The sequence below is a fragment of the Janthinobacterium sp. GW822-FHT07H11 genome (genome assembly GCF_058798615.1).
The window spans coordinates 2,197,369-2,213,414 of record NZ_CM179507.1; the positions used below are offsets into that span (position 1 = coordinate 2,197,369).

Below are 16,046 nucleotides of genomic sequence, written 5' to 3' on the forward strand. Positions count from 1 at the left end.
GCGCTCACCATCGATAGCCCAGCGTGGCGACCGCGGTGCGATCCTGGCCTATGAAGCAATACAGCCTGGACGTGCAGCTTGCTACATAGCGCTTGTCGGTGAGGTTGCTGACATTGAGGGAGAACGTCGCGCCGCGCAATTGGGCAGAAAGGACGCCAAGGTCGTAGTGTAGTGCCAGGTCGGTCAATGTCACGCCGGGAACCTTGAACGTATTGCTCGGGTCGCCCCAGGTGTCGCCCAGGTAGCGCACCCCGATGCCAGCGCGCAGGCCACGCAAGGGGCCGCTGCCGATCAGGTAGTCCAGCCACGCCGAGGCGCTGTGCTTTGGTGTCTGTACCAGGCTCTTGCCCTGGTAGCGCGCGTCCTTGATCAGCGCGTTATCGAGATAGGTATGGCTTGCGATCAAATTGAGATTGCGGAGGATTTCGGCGGTCGCCTGAAAATCGGCACCGCGCGTACGCACTTCGCCAGCCTGGTTGTTAAAGCCGAGATGATCTGCATCGCTGGTCTTGACGTTGGTCTGATTGAGCTGGAAGAGCGCCGCGCTGACCTGCGTGCTGGAATTGGCGGGGTGATACTTGATGCCGATTTCAGATTGCTTGGTTTCCACCGGCACAAAGGCCGTTCCCTTGTAGTCACTGCCGAGCAGGGGATCGAATGAGGTGGCATGGCTGATGTAGGGCGCAATGCCCTCGGCGAACTGGTAACTGAGTCCCGCCCGGCTGCTCCATTTCCGGTCATCCTGCCTGGTGTACTTAATGGCCGGCGCATAGCTTTGCGTCTGGTCGTCGGTCTGGGAGCGATCATGCCGGGCACTCAAGGTAAGGCGCCAGTGCCCGTATGCCATTTGATCCTGCGCATACATGCCGATACGCTCGAATTGCTGGATCACATGGTACGGCGACCGGGTGTGGCTGGCGGTGAAGTCCGGATGGATAGCCGGCCGGTAGCTGGCACCGTAAGGATCAAACAGCACGGGACCGTCACTGTAATAGGCATTGCGCACCGTCCCCCTGGCGTAATCGATTCCCAGCAAGACCGTGTGACGGGCCGCGCCCAGAACGATATCTCCGCTCACGTGATTGTCCATCGAGAGCGTATTCGAGCTTCCTGGAGCCTGTTCGTAAGTGCCCTTGAGCAGCATCTTGTCGGCGACATCCACATATCCATATACGGCGCTGCGCTGCAGTGGGGCGTTGATATACATGTAGCGCAAGTTGCTGGTGAAACGCCAGTCATTGCCGAACTTGTGCTCGAACAGCGAGCTGGCCGAATCCTGGCTGCGCGAACTGTCAGCGAAATGGATATCGGTGTAATTCCTGGCGCGATTGACTTGCGGATATGGACTGTTCCCGAGTCCCAGGGCGGCTGCCGGCAAGCTATTGTAATTGCCGATATCCGGCTCGCGTACATGCGTCGCCATGACCGTCCACGATGTCTGGCTGTCGGGACGCCAGGTCAGGGACGGCGCCAGATACAGGCGCCGGTGGCGCACGTCTTCGATCTGCGCGTTGGTGTCCAGCCCGGTAGCGGTGAGACGGTAGGACAGGGTTTTCTCGTCGTTGAGGGGCCCGGTGGTGTCGATGCCGAGCTGTTTGCGTCCGAAATTGCCAACCTGCACGCTCACCTCGTGCGAGGCAACGTCCTGCGGCTTGCGGCTGACCTGATTGACGATGCCGCCGCCCGTTCCTTGTCCATATACCGAAGAGGATGGTCCGCGCAAGACTTCCACCCGTTCCAGGGTGTAGGGATCGATCTGCGGCGTCCAGCTTCCGGTATTGCTGATGATGCGCAAGCCATCGAGATAGTAATCGGCATCGATACCGCGAATCTTGGTCAGATCCAGATGGCTGCCGAATCCACCGTATTTTTCACCGGTGGCACCCGAGGTGTAGCGCAATGCCTGGCTGGTACTCAGTGGTTGCTGCACCTCCATCTGCTGGCGGCCCACCACCGACACCGATTGCGGTATCTCGAGTATGGCGGTTTGCGTCTTGCTACCCATTCTTGATTTTTCGGCAGCATAGCCGCGCGTCACGCCATTTTCGTCAGGCGCTGGATTGTCTGCGGTCACGGTGACAACCGGAAGTGTCGGGATTGTCGACGAGAGATCCGCGCTCTGGATGTCTGCTCCGGCATGGCCGGTGACGCCTGCGGCATGGGCTGCACCGTAGCCTATGCACATCAAGGCCGCAGTGATCGTGGTGTAGCGGCGAGCGGGGAAGTGCGGGCGGCACTGGCTTTGCTGTGCGCCGGAAGGGGGGCGTGGGTCGCGATCCATGGTCAATTTCAGTGTGGAGTGAAGTGGAGGAAAATGGATTATATTGTTCGACCGACCGTCGGTCAATGGTAAATGATAGTCATTTCCATTTGCGATGATGGCATTGTCCGCTGGTGTGGATAGTTATTTATTGCGCTAATTGCACGGTAATCGCGCTGGCCGCAGATGTCTTAGGGAGGAGTAGTGCGTTGTGGCTTGGTGAAATATGCAATCTACAGCAGCGGATGGTGGTCACCGCCCGAGGTGAGGCGGCGCCGGGGGCGGATGTATTGATTTGTCGGGCAGGCTTCAGATCAATTCGCCGGATCGATGGCTGGCGTGGCGCAGTGCTGGAGTCGTCGGATACGTCATCGCCGCTCCTTGCTGACCTGACAAGACAGCGTAGAAGGGCGGGGTGGTGAATTAATTGCGCTTACGTAAAGTTTGCTGGAAAGCATGCGGTGCTGCGCCAGGAGACTGATGTGTTTGCTCCTGGCGCACTGTGCCAGCAACGCATTACGGTGCACTGATGATTTTCGTCAATGCGATTCGGTAGGCCGGCTGCACGTCGCCATCCTGGTCCAGCTTGTCCGTCATGATCACGCCGAAACCTTGTGCGTACCACACGTATTCGCCGCTCTTGCCCTTGCTTTTGCCGCCCACGTCGCGCAGTTCGAACTTGCAGGCGTCGGGGAAGCGGCGCCCGCCCAGTTCCAGGCGTTCCCAGCCCAGGAAGGTGATCGAGAAATCGCGTTTGTCCGTGCGCGTGGAGGTGGTGATCTTGTCGGACAAGCCCGCCAGCGGGTAGTGGGTGCTTGTTTGCGTGTCCGTGAATTGCACGCGCACTTCCTGGCCGGGGCGCATCCTGGCGGGAATGGCGGACTGCGGCGTGTAGACGTTCTTGCTGCGCACGCTGCCGTCTTCGTTGTAATGGACCGTGCCCGTCAGGAAGACCTGGCCGTCGCGGATGTCCTGGTAGGACGTGGCCAGCAGCACGCCGCCGTCGAGGATCAGCTGGATGCCCTTGAGTTTCTTGCCTTCGAAGACTTCCTCGACGTTGACTTGCGCGTCGCCATTGTTCTTGCTGAACTTGACGCCCGGCGTCAGTTCCATGCACTCGCCCACCGTGGGCGCCGCCTGTACGCTCGCGGCCGCCAATACGCCTGCCGCCACCAACACTTGCCATGCTGCTTTCATTGTCATCCCGGCCATCTTGTAAAGCCGCGATGATAGCGTGCCTAGGAGCAATGTGGCGCAGCGCTGATCTTATTTCGCAGGGGCGATGGGGATGCTGGGCACAGCGGGGGTGGACGCTGGCGGCGCCGTTGGCTTGCCACGCCGCGTGCGCTTGTCCGTGCGCGCCTTGGCGGGCTTGGCGTCGTGGATCAGCCTGCCCTTGTTGTCGAGCTTGTCGGATTGGTCCGATTGCTGTCCCGGATCATTGGCATTGTTGGTGTGGTTGCCCGTCTGGTTCACGTTTGTCGTCGACTGGGCTTGCACCCAGGCGCCGCCAACGGTCATCAGGGTGGCGGCCAGCAAGAGAGCGGCGGTTTTCATGGCAGTGTCCTGTGCAGAAATGAATAAGAGCTTGCATTCTCACACAGGAGCTTGCCCGCACGGGTAGGACGCCGCCGCATGGCTGTGTCGGCTAGTTGCTAGTGCTTATCGGAATTGCTCCGTCGAGATATCGAAGCGCTTGAGCTTGTCGTACAGGGTTTTCTTCGGGATATTCAGCGCGGCGGCCGCGTCGATGACGTTGCCGTTGTGGCGGCGCAAGGCTTCCTCGATGATGGAAATCTCGAAGGTGTCCACCTGCTCGGCCAGCGACGCTTCGCGGCAGCCTGCCGGGCTCAGGGTGTCGTCGAGCAGGCCCAGCACGAAGCGGTCGGCCACATTGTGCAGCTCGCGCACATTGCCGGCCCAGCGCTGCGCCATTAATGACGCCAGCAGCTCGCCGCTGACGAGGGCGGCCGGCTGGCCATAGCGCAGCGCCGCCTGCAGCACGAAGAATTCGAACAGCAGCGGGATATCCTCGCGCCGGTTGCGCAGCGCGGGGAGCGTGAGGCTGGCCACGTTCAGGCGGTAATACAGGTCGGGCCGGAACTTGCCCTGTTCCGCCAGCACATTGAGGTCTTCCTTGGCGGCGGCGATCACGCGGAAATTGACGGAAATGAGTTTGTTTGAACCGAGCCGTTCCACCTGGCGCTCCTGCAGCACGCGCAGCAGTTTCACCTGCAGGGCCAGCGGCATGCTTTCGATTTCATCGAGGAACAGGGTGCCGCCGTTCGCGTACTCGATCTTGCCGATGCGCTGGCGCTGCGCGCCCGTGAATGCGCCTTCCTCGTGGCCGAACAGCTCCGATTCAAAGATCGATTCGGGCAGGGCGCCGCAGTTGATCGCCACGAAAGGGTGGTCGCGCCGCTCGCTGAAGTCGTGCAGGCAGCGCGCGACGAGTTCCTTGCCGGTCCCCGTTTCGCCGAGGATGATGATGTCGGCCGACTTCGGCGCCAGGTTCAGCACCAGCTGGCGCACCTTGGCCATGGCCGCGCTGCGGCCCACGATGCGCGCCTCGATGCCGACCCGCTGTTCGAGCTGGCGGCGCAAGTTCATGTTTTCCAGCACCAGGTGGCGTTTGTCCAGGGCGCGGCGGCACACTTCCACCAGCAGGTCGGCGGAAAACGGTTTTTCGATGAAGTCGTAGGCGCCCCGGCGCATGGCGCCCACGGCCATCGACACGTCGCCATGGCCGGTGACGAGGATGACGGGCAGGCTGGCATCCTGCGCCACGGCGATATCGAGCAGTTTCAAGCCATCCATGCCGGGCAGTTTGATGTCGCTCAATAAAATGCCCGCAAATTCGGGCACCAGATAGGGCAGCGCTTCCTCGGCCGTGGCCACGGCCGTTACTTGCAGGCCCGCCAGTTCCAGCGATTGCCGGGCGCCCTTGCGCACGACGGCATCGTCTTCCACCAGCAGCACTTGCATGCCTTCAAAATTATTCTCGTGCATACCCTATTCCTTCGTCTCTCTCTTATTCTCCCCCGGGTCGCAGCTCAGGGTGATGGTAAATTGCGCGCCGCCCCCTTCCTGCGCGCTGCGGTTGCGCACGGCCAGGGCGCTGCCGGCCGCGCGCAGTATGCCTGCGCTGATCGACAATCCCAAGCCCAGCCCGTGTTCCTTGGTGGTATAGAAGGGGTCGAAGATCTTGTCGAGCGAGGCCAGCGGGATGCCGGGGCCATTATCGGTGATATGCAGCACGGCAAGGCCGCCTTCGCGGCGCGCCTGGAACCAGATCTGCACGGGCTCGCTTTCCGGCACGGCATCCATGGCATTTGTGATCAGGTTGGTAAATACCTGCTCCAGGCCGATGGCGTTGCACAGCACGATGATGTCGTCCTCGAGCCAGCTTTCATGCAGGGTCAAACGCTGCGAGCCCTTGCGCGTGCGGATTTGCAGCATGGTTTGCGCGAATGCCTGGCGCACGCTGACGGGCTTGCGCGCATCGTCGCTGCGCCGCGCAAAGCCTTTCAATTGCGACGTGACGTAGCCGAGGCGCTTGACGAGGTCGGAAATGGTCGACAGATTGTCGAGCGCATCGTCGATGCGTCCGCGTGCCAGAAACACCTTGGCATTGTCGGAAAACGTTTGCAGGGCCGCCAGCGGCTGGTTCAACTCGTGCGTGACGCCGGCCGCCATCTGGCCGATGGCCGCCAGCTTGCCGCTTTGCACCAGTTCCGCCTGGGCGTAGCGCAAGGTTTGCTCGGCCCGCTCGCGCTCGGCCACTTCGGCCTGCAGGCGGCCGTTCGCGTGGACCAGGTCGGCCGTGCGCTGTTCGACCTTGATTTCCAGCTGTTCATAGGCACGGGCCAGCGTCTGCTGTGCATTGAGCTTGTCGGCGATGCGGCGCCGGCGCTGGCGCGCATACAGCAGGGCCAGCAGCAGCAGGGCCCAGCCCAGCGCCGTGGCGATGGCCGCGTTGCGCGCCGCCTCTTCCACCTGGTCGAGTTCGGCCAGCACCGTGATCTGCCATTGCAGGGGACCCAAGGCGCGGTTCACGGCCAGATAGCTGACCTTGTCGGCACTGCCGGACAGGGCGGGCGTATCGCCCGTCTGCGGACGCTCCAGCGTCATCACGCTGGCGCCGTCGGCGAACTGGCGCCGCACCTTGTGCGGCAGGATGGGAAGATTTTCCTGCAGGAACTGGCGCTGTGCGCTGATATCGTTCTTCGCTGCCGGCGACAGGGGCGCCAGGGTCTTGAACTTGAAGGCTTGTGTGGTGGCCAGGATGATCACGCCATTCGCATCCTTGACCCAGATCTGTTCGCCCGCACCGGGCGTGCGCCACGATTGCTCGATCCAGTCCAGGTTGACCTTGGCGGCGACGATGCCGAGAATGCGCCCGTCGCGCTGCACGGGCTGCGAAATGAAATAGCCGGCCTCGAAGGTGGAGGCACCGATGCCGTAGAAGCGGCCGATGCCGCCCGCGATCGCATCCTTGAAGTAGGGCCGGAAGCCGTAGTTGACGCCCACGTACGAGCTGCGGTCTTGCCAGTTGCTCGACGCCAGGGTGGTGCCCTTGTCGTCGAGCACGTAGACGGCAAACGCGCCCGCGCGGCGGTTCATGTCGACCAGGTAGGCATTGATCTGCGTCACCTTGTCGGCGCTGGGCTGCTCCAGCAATTGCGCCACGGCATCGCTCTGCGCCACGGCCAGGGGCAGGAATTCGTATTTGTTGAGGGCGCCGCCGATGGACGCCGCATACAGTTCCGCGCGCGAATCGAGGGTGCGGTGCAATTCATCTAGCTGGCGCTGCTTGACCCAGGCATACGAGGCCCACGTCAGCACGACCAGCGAGCCCACGGCCAGCAGGGGGGCAAGCAGCTGTCTCAGGGGCCATTTGCCGAATGCCATGGTGCTCCGTCTATTTGGTTAAGCTTGCGTGTGCCGCAAAGAAGGAATGGTAGTGTACGGCGGGATTCACCCGCATGGGCGAATCCTGATTTTGCACCGACATGCAAACGTGCGGTGCCTGACAAAACCGTAGCGAGCGGAAGGGAGAGGTGGCCGAGACGCGCAACCGTACTCTGGTACGGTGAGCATCGCAGGCCGCCTATACCGACGCGCAGTAGGTTTGGTCAGACACCACTAATCTGCCGTGCTGGCCATGGTCTCGGCATTGTGATGACGCTGCTGCTCCTCCATCACCATCTCGCCCAGCATGCGTTTCAGGCGGTTGAACTCGGGGTCGCTCGGGTCGCGCGGGCGGGGCAGGTCGATGGCCACGTCGCGCTTGATGGTGCCGGGACGGTAGGTCATGACGATGGTGCGGTCGGCCAGGTAGATCGATTCCTCAATCGAGTGCGTCACAAACACGATGGTGGTGCCGAAGACTTTCCAGATTTTCAGCAATTCATCTTGCAGGTTGCGCCGCGTCAAGGCGTCCAGCGCGCCGAACGGTTCATCCATCAGCATGATCGGCGAATCGAGGGCCAGCACGCGGGCAATCGCCACGCGCTGGCGCATGCCGCCGGACAAGTCTTTCGGGTAGCGGGTACGAAATTCCGTCAAGCCCAGCATGCTCAGCAGCATGTCGACCCGCTCCTTGATCTCGGCTGGCGTCTTGCCGGCGATTTCCAGGCCGAAGGCGATATTGCTTTCAATCGTCATCCAGGGGAACAGCGCGTATTCCTGGAACACCATGCCGCGGTCGGGGCCGGGCTCGGTGATCAGCTTGCCGCCGGCCAGGATCTGGCCCGACGTCGGCTGCGAAAAGCCGGCGATGGCGTTGAGCAGGGTCGACTTGCCGCAGCCGGACGGCCCCAGCAGGCAGATGAACTCGCCGCTGGCGATTTCCAGGTTGATATCCTTCAGGGCGATGACGTCGGCGCCGCCCGTGGTGAAGATTTTATTGACTGCATTGATATTGATCGTGGTCATGGCCGTTCCTCTCAGTGTTCCAGGCCGCGATGCCACTGCAGCAAATGATTATTCAGGGCATTCATGGCCATGTCGATGGCCAGGCCGAACAGGCCGATGGTGAACATGCCGGCGATAATTTTATCTGACCAGAAATATTCGCGCGCTTCCAGGATGCGGAAACCGAGGCCGCTGTTGACGGCGATCATTTCCGCCACGATTACGACGATGAAGGCCGTGCCCATGCCGATGCGCGCGCCGGCCAGGATGTAGGGCGTGGCCGCCGGCAGGATGACGCGGCGGAACATGGTCATCTGGCTGGCGCCCAGGTTGCGCGCGGCGCGAATATAAATGCCGTCGACCTGGCGCACGCCGGCGATGGTATTCATCAGCACGGGGAAGAAGGAACCGATGCTGATCAGGAAGAAGGCGGGCGGATTGCCCAGGCCGAACCACAAAATCGCCAGCGGAATGTAGGCGATCGGCGGAATCGGGCGCAGCACCTGCACCAGCGGGTCGAACAGTTTGTAGATGGTCTTGTTGGTGCCCATCAGCAAGCCCAGCGGCAAGGCCAGGCCGGCGCCGATGGCGAAGCCGCCCAGCACGCGCGACAGGCTGGCCCAGGCGTCGTGCGGCAGTTCGCCGGAGAACATCCACACCAGGTAGTTGCCCGCTTCGGGCGTGTAGGCTTGCATCGGGATCAGGTATTCATACCATTTGACCAGCACGGCCACGGGCGAAGGCAGGATTTGCGGGTTGATCCAGCCAAACGTCGACATGGCTTGCCACAGCAGCAGCACGGCCACGGGCACGGCGGCGCCGTGCGCGAAGCGTTTCATCATTTGCATATTCATCGTGAGACTTTCAGATTGGCGGGGTCGTGGTTAGCGTGGGACATAGGACTTCTTGGCTTTTTCCAGCAGGTCCAGCTTGACCCAATCCTTGGCGGCAGGTGCCTTGGCCATGCGGCCCACGCCGAATTTCACCATGTAGTCGGTGGTCAGCTGCACGTGGCTTTGCGTGATGTCTTCCGTGAAGATGGCGTTGTCGATGGCGTCGCGGTAATCCTCGCTCGTGATCTGGTTCTTGAACATCGATTCGCGCACGTATTTTTCCGCCAGTTTCGGGTCGGCCAGGAAGGCGCGGGTGGCGGCGACGAAGCAATCCATGAAGCGCTGCGCCACGGCCGGCTTTTCCTTGTACATCTTTTCCGTCATCACGAGGGCGCGCACGGGCTCGCCCAGCGGCGTGTCGTAGGGCTTGATGACGGCCGCGCCGTATTTCTTGTGGATGGCCTGGGTCGAGTACGGTTCGGACTGGCTCATGACGTCGATATCGCGGGTCAAGAGCGCCTGGTTCAGGTCGGGGTAGCCCATGTACAGGATCTGCACGTCCTTGCCCGGCTTGTCGGACCAGGTCAGCTTGGCCTTGGTGAGCTCGGCAAACAGCAGGATTTCCTGCGGGCCGCCGCGCGTGACGCCGACTTTCTTGCCTTTCAGGTCGGCGATGCCCTTGATGTTCAGGTCGGGCCGGGCGACGATCTGCACGCCGCCCTTGGCAAAGCCGCCCACCAGGTACACGGGCAGGCCGGTGGCGCGGCCCGTGATGGCCGCTTCCAGCGCACTGGCGGACACGTCGATTTCGCCGGCGATCATGGCCGGCACGATGTCGAGGCCCTTGGCGAAGATGCGTTCCTCGATCTTGAGGTCGTATTTGGGCGCGATCTCTTTCATGTAGGCGACGGCGCCGTAATGGGCGAATTTCAGGTTGCCCAGGCGGACCAGGTCGGCGGCGTGCGCCGACAGGGGGAACTGGGCCGCCAGCGCGACGGCCATGGCCAGTGCTTTGGTATTCAGGAAGGACGCGATACGGAAGGGGTGTGCCATGCTGTTGTCTCCAAAAAAGGTAGATGGTTTTATTTGGGCATTGCTGCTGCTCTGTCGGCGGCTATGAAAATATAAAAGCATCTTCCGTGCCAGTGGATCGCATTTTGACACTTATTGCAAGTGATTGTTTATAAAGGTTTAATTTGCATACATTAAAAGCTGGAAATATCCGGATTCCGCTTTTCCGCACGCCAGGCGGGAAATGCGTGCGGATTGCCGGATTCGCGGCGGAGGCGAAACCAGGGGCGGGCTGGCCGCGAGCTTGTGCAAAATCAAGGCGGCGGGGCTGAACCTAAATGCGCGTGGCAGACTCCAACCGTAAAAAAACGCGTTGCAGAAAAGGCTGGCAACGCGTAACTCCCCCGTGGAGTCGGGGTAGCGCTGGCACGGGTGGCAGCGCGTGTGCTTGAACTTACTTCGGTGCCGTGGCGGGCGGCAGCGCGGGGGGCGTGGCCGGGTCGGTCAATGGCGTGGGCGGCGGTACGCTGCCCGGCCCCAGCTCGGGCGTGGCCGGCGCGGCCGGGGCAGGCATCACTTGCGGTGCGGAAGATGGCGGCACGGTTTCGGGCAGCGGCGCTTCGGCAGGTTTTTTACACGCGGAAAGGCTGATCAGGGCGGCGGCAGCCAGCAGACAAGGCATTTTCATGATGGTTCCTTTGCAAATGGCGACAAACGGATACAAGCAAGGGGAGACAGGCGGCATGCTGAATCAAAAAAGCGGCATGCCTGATCAAAAGTTAATAAACGCTCAGCAAACGGTCAACAGGCTGGTGAGCAGGGCAAGATTGCATGGAGCAAGGCACGGCATCTGCGCATGCGGGTCTTGCGGGTCCGTCAGCTTGAATTTATTGCAAGACAGGCCGCGCTTCTGTTCGCCATTTCACCTTGAGCGAAGAATTGATCGGCGACTGATGGAATAGTGTCACATGGAAATATTTTCACTTTTCTTGCTTCTAATGTTCGTTAACGCACAGACCAACGCCGCGCAGGCAGGCATTCTGTGGTCAGACGCTCAGGATTTGCAGTTCTCTGGCATAAAAATTGCCAAGAATTTAACAATCCGGGCTACCGGCAATCGTTTAAAAGGAGTATTCAAATGCATGCAATGACTCAGTCTCACGTGAAGAGCGAATTAAAGGCAGCGCACCAGGAACTTCGTAGCCCAGAAAAAGGCTCGCAAATGGTCGAACGTGCAGCACCCATCCCCCCGGAACGCATGAATCCTATTTCCATGGCACCGATCGAGCGCGTGCGTTCGACGTCGGCCACCCTGCGCCGCATCGAAAACATGCAAAAACTGATCGGTGAATTGTCGCTGCACGAGATGCTGGCCGATGAAATCGCCTGGTTCCTCAAGTTTTCGCCATCGGGCGCCCGCAAATACATCCGCGACCTGCGCGAAGCGGGCGTGATCGAACTGGCCCGCTACATCGAAGGCACCGCCACCTACCTGGGCAAGGCAGTGTACCAGCTGACGCCAGACCCCGAGCGCGTGCGTGCCTTCCTGGCCGCCATCGTCCAGCCGAAACGCGAAGGCGCGCCACCGCGCAAGGATCGTCCAGGCCTGCGCGAGCAAAGCATGGCAGGCAGCGGCCGTCACTTCCACATCCTGGCCGATGACACGCATTATGCGATCCGCGTCAACCGCGGTCCCGTGACGCGCGATCCGCTGGTGGCTGCATTGTTTGGCGCGCCACAACAGAAATCGGCTGAGTAATCGCCCTCCCGCCTGGCCGCCTGGCGGCTGGCGGGCGTCGCTGGTGGTTCGTCGTATCAGACGCATGTCGAAAGCCGGGTCACGACCCGGCTTTTGGCGTTGCGCGCGGCTCGTTGATCTGGTCTGATTGAAAAGACTGCAAGCATCCCCATGTGGGCTGGACTGCCGCCCGCAACGCGCGGGTTCACTTGAAGGAGTTCGTCCTTGCCTGCCTACGCCGCCCGCTTGTTTTCCTGCCCCCGTGCCCTGAAACGGGCCGCCGCATGAACCCGCTGCTGTGGATCGCCCTCGTCACGGCCGCCATCGCCTTGTCGCTGTGGCTGCCCCGCTGGCGCTTGAAGCGGGCGCTGGCCAAGCCCTTGCCGGCCGCAGGCCTGGCCGTGCTGGAAAAAAATATCCCCGTGTATCCGCGCATGCCGGCGGCGCTGCAGGAACAATTGCGCCGTCTGGTCGTGCAGTTCCTGTTCCAGAAGAAATTCGTCGGTTGCGGCGGCCTGGAGATCACGGACGAGATGCGCTACACCATCGCCGGCCAAGCCTGCTTGCTGCTGCTCAACCGCCAGACCCAGGTGTATCCCGAGCTCGACACCATCCTCGTGTATCCCACGGAATTCATCGTCACGCGCAATGAAGTGGGGCCGGGCGGCGTGGTCACGCCATCGGCCAACGGTTTATTGGGCGAATCCTGGGGCGATGGCCGCGTCGTGCTGGCCTGGGACCACGTGCAGCGCGGCGCGGCCGACTGGACCGATGGCCACAATGTGGTGCTGCATGAATTCGCCCACCAACTCGACAGCGAGTCGGGCGCCGCGAATGGCGCGCCGTACCTGCCCAGCGTGTCGAGCTACCGCAGCTGGGCCACCGTGCTGTCGCGCGACTTCGACAACCTGCGCCATGACGCCATGGTCCAGCAGCAAAGCGTGATGGACCATTACGGCGCCACCAATCCCGCCGAGTTCTTTGCCGTGGCCACGGAAACCTTCTTTGAAAAGCCGTACCAGATGGCCGAGCACCACGAAGAGCTGTATGCGCAATTCTTGCAGTACTACAAGGTCGACCCGCGCGACTGGATGGCGCCGCCCGTGGAACCCGAGCACATGGCCTCGCCGTTTCCCAGCTACGCGCCGCACTGGTAGGTGGCGGTGCCTTACATGATTTACTCATAAGCAAGGGTGAAAAGATTCCTTTTTGGAAATATGGGCGCTGCGGTCTAATGGCGGCATTATTCATGCCACCAGAGGAATTTCATGCAGACCCGTCTTTACTTTGCCGCGCTACTTCTTTCCACCGTCGCCTACACGCAGGTGGCGCAAGCGGACCAGCTGGCCGGCATCAGGGCGAAGGGCGAACTGGTCTGCGGCACCCTTGGCACGGACGAGCCGAACAGCTTCATCGACGCCAAGTCGCGCCAGCTGGTCGGCTATGAAGTGGACCTGTGCCGCGCCATCGCCCAGGGCCTGGGCGTCAAACCGGTGATCCGGCAACTGGCCGTGGCGGCCCGCATTCCCGAACTGCAGCAGGGCCGCATCGATATCCTCACGGCGTCCCTGACGCACAACAAGGAACGCGAAGCGCTCGTCGATTTCTCGCTGTCCACGTTTTATACGGGCCAGCGCGTGCTGGTGAAAAAAAGCAGCAACATCACCACGGTCGCGGGACTGGCCGGCAAGAAAGTGCTGACCGTCAAGGGCGGCACGCAGGAACCGAATATCCGCAAGGCCGTGCCCGGCGTGGAGGTGGTGACGTTCGAGACGGCGGGCCAGGCTTACCTGGGTTTGCAACAGGGCAAGGGCGTCGGCTATGTCGACGATGAAGTGTCCTTGCTGAACAACTACGCCAAGCTGGGCGCCGTGCAAAAGGATTACCTTGTGCTGCCGCAAAACATCAGCAAGGAAGTGTTTGCCTTCGGCATCCGCAAGGGCGAGACGGGCCTGAAAACGGCCGTCGACAATGTGCTGCGCGGGTTGGAAAAATCGGGCGAGGCGGAAAAGCTGTTCTTCAAATGGTATGGCCCCACGAGCAATGTGAAATTTCAAAAACGGAACTTCAAGATTGAATCGGACAAGATTGACGCCTGAACCTTGCCTGACGCTTGCGCATGTTTGATCTGAACTTTTTGCTGTCCGGCGACTACCGCGACTGGCTCATCTCCGGCTTGCTGCTGTCCCTGCAACTGATGGGCATCACCTTGCTGCTGGCCCTGCCGCTGGCCTGCGGCGTGGCCATGCTGCGCCTGGCGCCGTCGCGCCTGCTCAACGGCCTGGGCGCCGCGTATGTCGAGCTGATTCGCAACGTGCCCCTGCTGGCGCACTTCCTGTTCTGGTATTTCGGCGCGCCCGAACTGCTGCCCCAGGCATGGAAGGAGCGCTTGTACGCCGGCAATATCGAAGCCGTCAGCGCCGTCACGGCCCTGACCCTGTACACGGCCGCCTACATGGCCGAAGACATCCGCAGCGGCATCCGCGCCATCCCGTCCCAGCAATTCGAGGCGGGTCGGGCGCTGGGCTTCAGTTTCCTTGCCACCATGCGCCTGTGCATCGTGCCGCAGGCGCTGCGGCTGGCCGCGCCGCCGCTGCTGTCGCAAACCCTGACCCTGTGGCAAAACACCAGCATCGCCACCGTCATCGGCGTGGCCGAGCTGATGTACCAGACGCAGCGCGTGGAAGCGGCCTCGTTCCGCAGCGTGGAGGCTTTCGTCTTCGCCAGCGCGGCCTACCTGGCGGTTTCCCTCGCCATTGCCGGCCTGGCGGCCTTGCTGCAAAGAAGGAGCGCCTGATGCTGGAACTGCTGCACGATTACTGGCTGTATTTTCTGGTGGGACGCTATCCCGCAGGGCCGCTGGGCGGGCTGGCGTTGACGGTCGTGCTGGCCAGCCTGGCACTGTTGCTCAGCCTGCCCGTGGGCTTGCTGCTGGGCCTGGCCCGCATCAGCCCGTGGCGCGCCCTGCGCTGGCCCGTGACCGCGCTGATCCACGTGGTGCGCGGCATTCCCTTGTTGCTCGTCATCTTCTGGGCGTATTTCTTCCTGCCCAGCATCACCGGGCATGAAAGCGGGCAGTTCGGCACCATGCTGGCGGCCCTCGTCATCTTCGACGGCATTTATCTGGCCGAGATCGTGCGCGCCGGCGTGCAAGCCGTGCCACGGGGGCAGGTGGAGGCGGCCCGTTCGCTGGGCCTGACTTACCTGGACAGCCTGCGCACGGTGGTGCTGCCGCAGGCGCTGCGCCACATGTTGCCCTCGCTGGTGAACCAGTTCGTCTCGACCATCAAGGAAACCTCGCTCGGCCATATCATCGGCCTGGCGGAAGTGTCGTTCATCGCCTCGCAAGTGAACGGCCTGGTGCTGACGAAACCGCTGCAAGTGTATTTCCTGCTGGGCATGAGTTATTTTGTTTTATGTTTCAGCCTGTCGCGCGCCGCCTTCTGGCTCGAGCGGCGCCAGGCGCGTTTCCTGAAAGCGGCTGCATGATTACCTTTGATAACGTCAACAAATACTATGGCGCGTATCACGCCTTGCGCGAGATCAATGAACACGTGGCCAAGGGCGAAGTGCTGGTCGTGTGCGGCCCGTCCGGCTCCGGCAAGTCGACCCTGATCCGCACCGTCAACCGCCTGGAAGCGATCGCTTCGGGCCGCATCACGGTGGCCGGCCAGGACATTCACGGGCCGGGACTGGACGTGAATGCCTTGCGCTCGCATATCGGCTTCGTCTTCCAGCAGTTCAACCTGTTTCCCCATCTGTCCGCGCTGGACAATTGCGCGCTGGCGCCGCGGCGCTTGCACGGCCTGAGCCGCAAGGAGGCCGAGGCGCGCGCGCTGGCCCTGCTCGAGCGCGTGGGCCTGGCGCACAAGGCCCATGCGATGCCGGCGGACCTGTCCGGCGGCCAGCAGCAGCGGGTGGCCATCGCGCGCGCGCTGGCCATGCAGCCGCCGCTGATGCTGTTCGATGAACCGACGAGCGCGCTGGACCCGGAAATGGTGGGCGAAGTGCTGCAGGTAATGCGCGACCTGGCACGCGACGGCATGACCATGGTGTGCGTCACCCACGAGATGGGTTTTGCGCGCGATGTGGCGGACCGGGTCTGGTTCATGGACCACGGGCAAGTGCTGGAGCGGGCCACGCCCGACGAGTTTTTTGCGCGTCCCCAGCATGCGCGTGCACAACAATTCCTGTCAGATATTCGCAGCCCGTTTGCCGTGGCGGCTTGATTTTTTCGCCTGCGTGCGTAAGCGAACAGTCGGGCCAGGGAGGGGCGCGCACGCTAGAC

15 protein-coding genes are annotated in these 16,046 nt (G+C 62.0%); 6 read left to right on the plus strand and 9 right to left on the minus strand.

Going from position 1 to position 16,046, the window contains the following annotated elements; all coding sequences use genetic code 11:
* Nucleotides 1-4: 4 nt before the first annotated feature.
* The 9 genes from AC3RCJ_RS09910 to AC3RCJ_RS09950 form a co-directional block, all read right to left on the minus strand.
* Entirely contained in the window at nt 5-2,281 is a 2,277-nt protein-coding gene (locus tag AC3RCJ_RS09910) for a TonB-dependent siderophore receptor (RefSeq protein ID WP_492960896.1), read from the minus strand.
* Between the two features lie 495 nt (nt 2,282-2,776).
* Nucleotides 2,777-3,457, minus strand: coding sequence for a hypothetical protein (locus AC3RCJ_RS09915; RefSeq protein ID WP_492965446.1), 681 nt, complete (start codon nt 3,455-3,457; stop codon nt 2,777-2,779).
* Nucleotides 3,458-3,526: 69 nt separating this feature from the next.
* On the minus strand, nt 3,527-3,817 hold the full coding sequence (locus AC3RCJ_RS09920; RefSeq protein WP_492960900.1) for a hypothetical protein: 291 nt from the start codon (nt 3,815-3,817) through the stop codon (nt 3,527-3,529).
* 105 nt (nt 3,818-3,922) lie between these two features.
* Nucleotides 3,923-5,269, minus strand: a complete 1,347-nt coding sequence (locus AC3RCJ_RS09925) for a sigma-54-dependent transcriptional regulator (protein WP_492960902.1) — start codon at nt 5,267-5,269, stop codon at nt 3,923-3,925.
* Between the two features lie 3 nt (nt 5,270-5,272).
* A complete protein-coding gene (locus AC3RCJ_RS09930; protein WP_492960904.1) occupies nt 5,273-7,171 on the minus strand; it encodes a sensor histidine kinase in 1,899 nt (632 codons plus the stop codon).
* A 234-nt stretch (nt 7,172-7,405) separates the two neighbouring features.
* On the minus strand, nt 7,406-8,197 hold the full coding sequence (locus AC3RCJ_RS09935; RefSeq protein WP_307780313.1) for an ABC transporter ATP-binding protein: 792 nt from the start codon (nt 8,195-8,197) through the stop codon (nt 7,406-7,408).
* Between the two features lie 11 nt (nt 8,198-8,208).
* On the minus strand, nt 8,209-9,018 hold the full coding sequence (locus tag AC3RCJ_RS09940; protein WP_442908093.1) for an ABC transporter permease: 810 nt from the start codon (nt 9,016-9,018) through the stop codon (nt 8,209-8,211).
* A 42-nt stretch (nt 9,019-9,060) separates the two neighbouring features.
* Nucleotides 9,061-10,062 carry an ABC transporter substrate-binding protein gene (locus AC3RCJ_RS09945; RefSeq protein ID WP_492960907.1) on the minus strand — a complete coding sequence of 334 codons (1,002 nt, stop codon included), beginning with the start codon at nt 10,060-10,062 and terminating at the stop codon, nt 9,061-9,063.
* A 412-nt stretch (nt 10,063-10,474) separates the two neighbouring features.
* The gene (locus AC3RCJ_RS09950; RefSeq protein ID WP_492960909.1) at nt 10,475-10,708 is read right to left on the minus strand and encodes a hypothetical protein; all 234 of its coding nucleotides are present in this window, start codon (nt 10,706-10,708) and stop codon (nt 10,475-10,477) included.
* Between the two features lie 570 nt (nt 10,709-11,278).
* Between AC3RCJ_RS09950 and AC3RCJ_RS09955 the strand changes: the two genes are divergently transcribed.
* From AC3RCJ_RS09955 to AC3RCJ_RS09980, 6 genes are all read left to right on the plus strand, one after another.
* Nucleotides 11,279-11,779, plus strand: coding sequence for a winged helix-turn-helix domain-containing protein (locus tag AC3RCJ_RS09955; RefSeq protein ID WP_223278908.1), 501 nt, complete (start codon nt 11,279-11,281; stop codon nt 11,777-11,779).
* 263 nt (nt 11,780-12,042) lie between these two features.
* Entirely contained in the window at nt 12,043-12,915 is an 873-nt protein-coding gene (locus tag AC3RCJ_RS09960) for a M90 family metallopeptidase (protein ID WP_492960911.1), read from the plus strand.
* A 111-nt stretch (nt 12,916-13,026) separates the two neighbouring features.
* A complete protein-coding gene (locus AC3RCJ_RS09965; protein ID WP_492960913.1) occupies nt 13,027-13,857 on the plus strand; it encodes a transporter substrate-binding domain-containing protein in 831 nt (276 codons plus the stop codon).
* Nucleotides 13,858-13,871: 14 nt separating this feature from the next.
* Nucleotides 13,872-14,555, plus strand: a complete 684-nt coding sequence (locus AC3RCJ_RS09970; RefSeq protein WP_492960915.1) for an amino acid ABC transporter permease — start codon at nt 13,872-13,874, stop codon at nt 14,553-14,555.
* The gene (locus tag AC3RCJ_RS09975) at nt 14,555-15,247 is read left to right on the plus strand and encodes an amino acid ABC transporter permease (RefSeq protein ID WP_492960917.1); all 693 of its coding nucleotides are present in this window, start codon (nt 14,555-14,557) and stop codon (nt 15,245-15,247) included. The genes AC3RCJ_RS09970 and AC3RCJ_RS09975 overlap by 1 nt, the downstream gene beginning before the upstream one ends.
* Entirely contained in the window at nt 15,244-15,987 is a 744-nt protein-coding gene (locus AC3RCJ_RS09980) for an amino acid ABC transporter ATP-binding protein (RefSeq protein WP_492960919.1), read from the plus strand. The genes AC3RCJ_RS09975 and AC3RCJ_RS09980 overlap by 4 nt, the downstream gene beginning before the upstream one ends.
* Nucleotides 15,988-16,046 lie beyond the last annotated feature (59 nt).

What these genes read in the sequence shown, in the direction of transcription:
- AC3RCJ_RS09950 (WP_492960909.1), bottom strand. Translation starts at nt 10,708, where the DNA reads ATGAAAATGCCTTGTCTGCTGGCTGCCGCCGCCCTGATCAGCCTTTCC.
- AC3RCJ_RS09915 (WP_492965446.1), bottom strand. Translation starts at nt 3,457, where the DNA reads ATGAAAGCAGCATGGCAAGTGTTGGTGGCGGCAGGCGTATTGGCGGCC.
- AC3RCJ_RS09980 (WP_492960919.1), top strand. Translation starts at nt 15,244, where the DNA reads ATGATTACCTTTGATAACGTCAACAAATACTATGGCGCGTATCACGCC.
- AC3RCJ_RS09975 (WP_492960917.1), top strand. Translation starts at nt 14,555, where the DNA reads ATGCTGGAACTGCTGCACGATTACTGGCTGTATTTTCTGGTGGGACGC.
- AC3RCJ_RS09940 (WP_442908093.1), bottom strand. Translation starts at nt 9,018, where the DNA reads ATGATGAAACGCTTCGCGCACGGCGCCGCCGTGCCCGTGGCCGTGCTG.
- AC3RCJ_RS09920 (WP_492960900.1), bottom strand. Translation starts at nt 3,817, where the DNA reads ATGAAAACCGCCGCTCTCTTGCTGGCCGCCACCCTGATGACCGTTGGC.
- AC3RCJ_RS09925 (WP_492960902.1), bottom strand. Translation starts at nt 5,269, where the DNA reads ATGCACGAGAATAATTTTGAAGGCATGCAAGTGCTGCTGGTGGAAGAC.
- AC3RCJ_RS09945 (WP_492960907.1), bottom strand. Translation starts at nt 10,062, where the DNA reads ATGGCACACCCCTTCCGTATCGCGTCCTTCCTGAATACCAAAGCACTG.
- AC3RCJ_RS09965 (WP_492960913.1), top strand. Translation starts at nt 13,027, where the DNA reads ATGCAGACCCGTCTTTACTTTGCCGCGCTACTTCTTTCCACCGTCGCC.
- AC3RCJ_RS09935 (WP_307780313.1), bottom strand. Translation starts at nt 8,197, where the DNA reads ATGACCACGATCAATATCAATGCAGTCAATAAAATCTTCACCACGGGC.
- AC3RCJ_RS09930 (WP_492960904.1), bottom strand. Translation starts at nt 7,171, where the DNA reads ATGGCATTCGGCAAATGGCCCCTGAGACAGCTGCTTGCCCCCCTGCTG.
- AC3RCJ_RS09955 (WP_223278908.1), top strand. Translation starts at nt 11,279, where the DNA reads ATGAATCCTATTTCCATGGCACCGATCGAGCGCGTGCGTTCGACGTCG.
- AC3RCJ_RS09910 (WP_492960896.1), bottom strand. Translation starts at nt 2,281, where the DNA reads ATGGATCGCGACCCACGCCCCCCTTCCGGCGCACAGCAAAGCCAGTGC.
- AC3RCJ_RS09960 (WP_492960911.1), top strand. Translation starts at nt 12,043, where the DNA reads ATGAACCCGCTGCTGTGGATCGCCCTCGTCACGGCCGCCATCGCCTTG.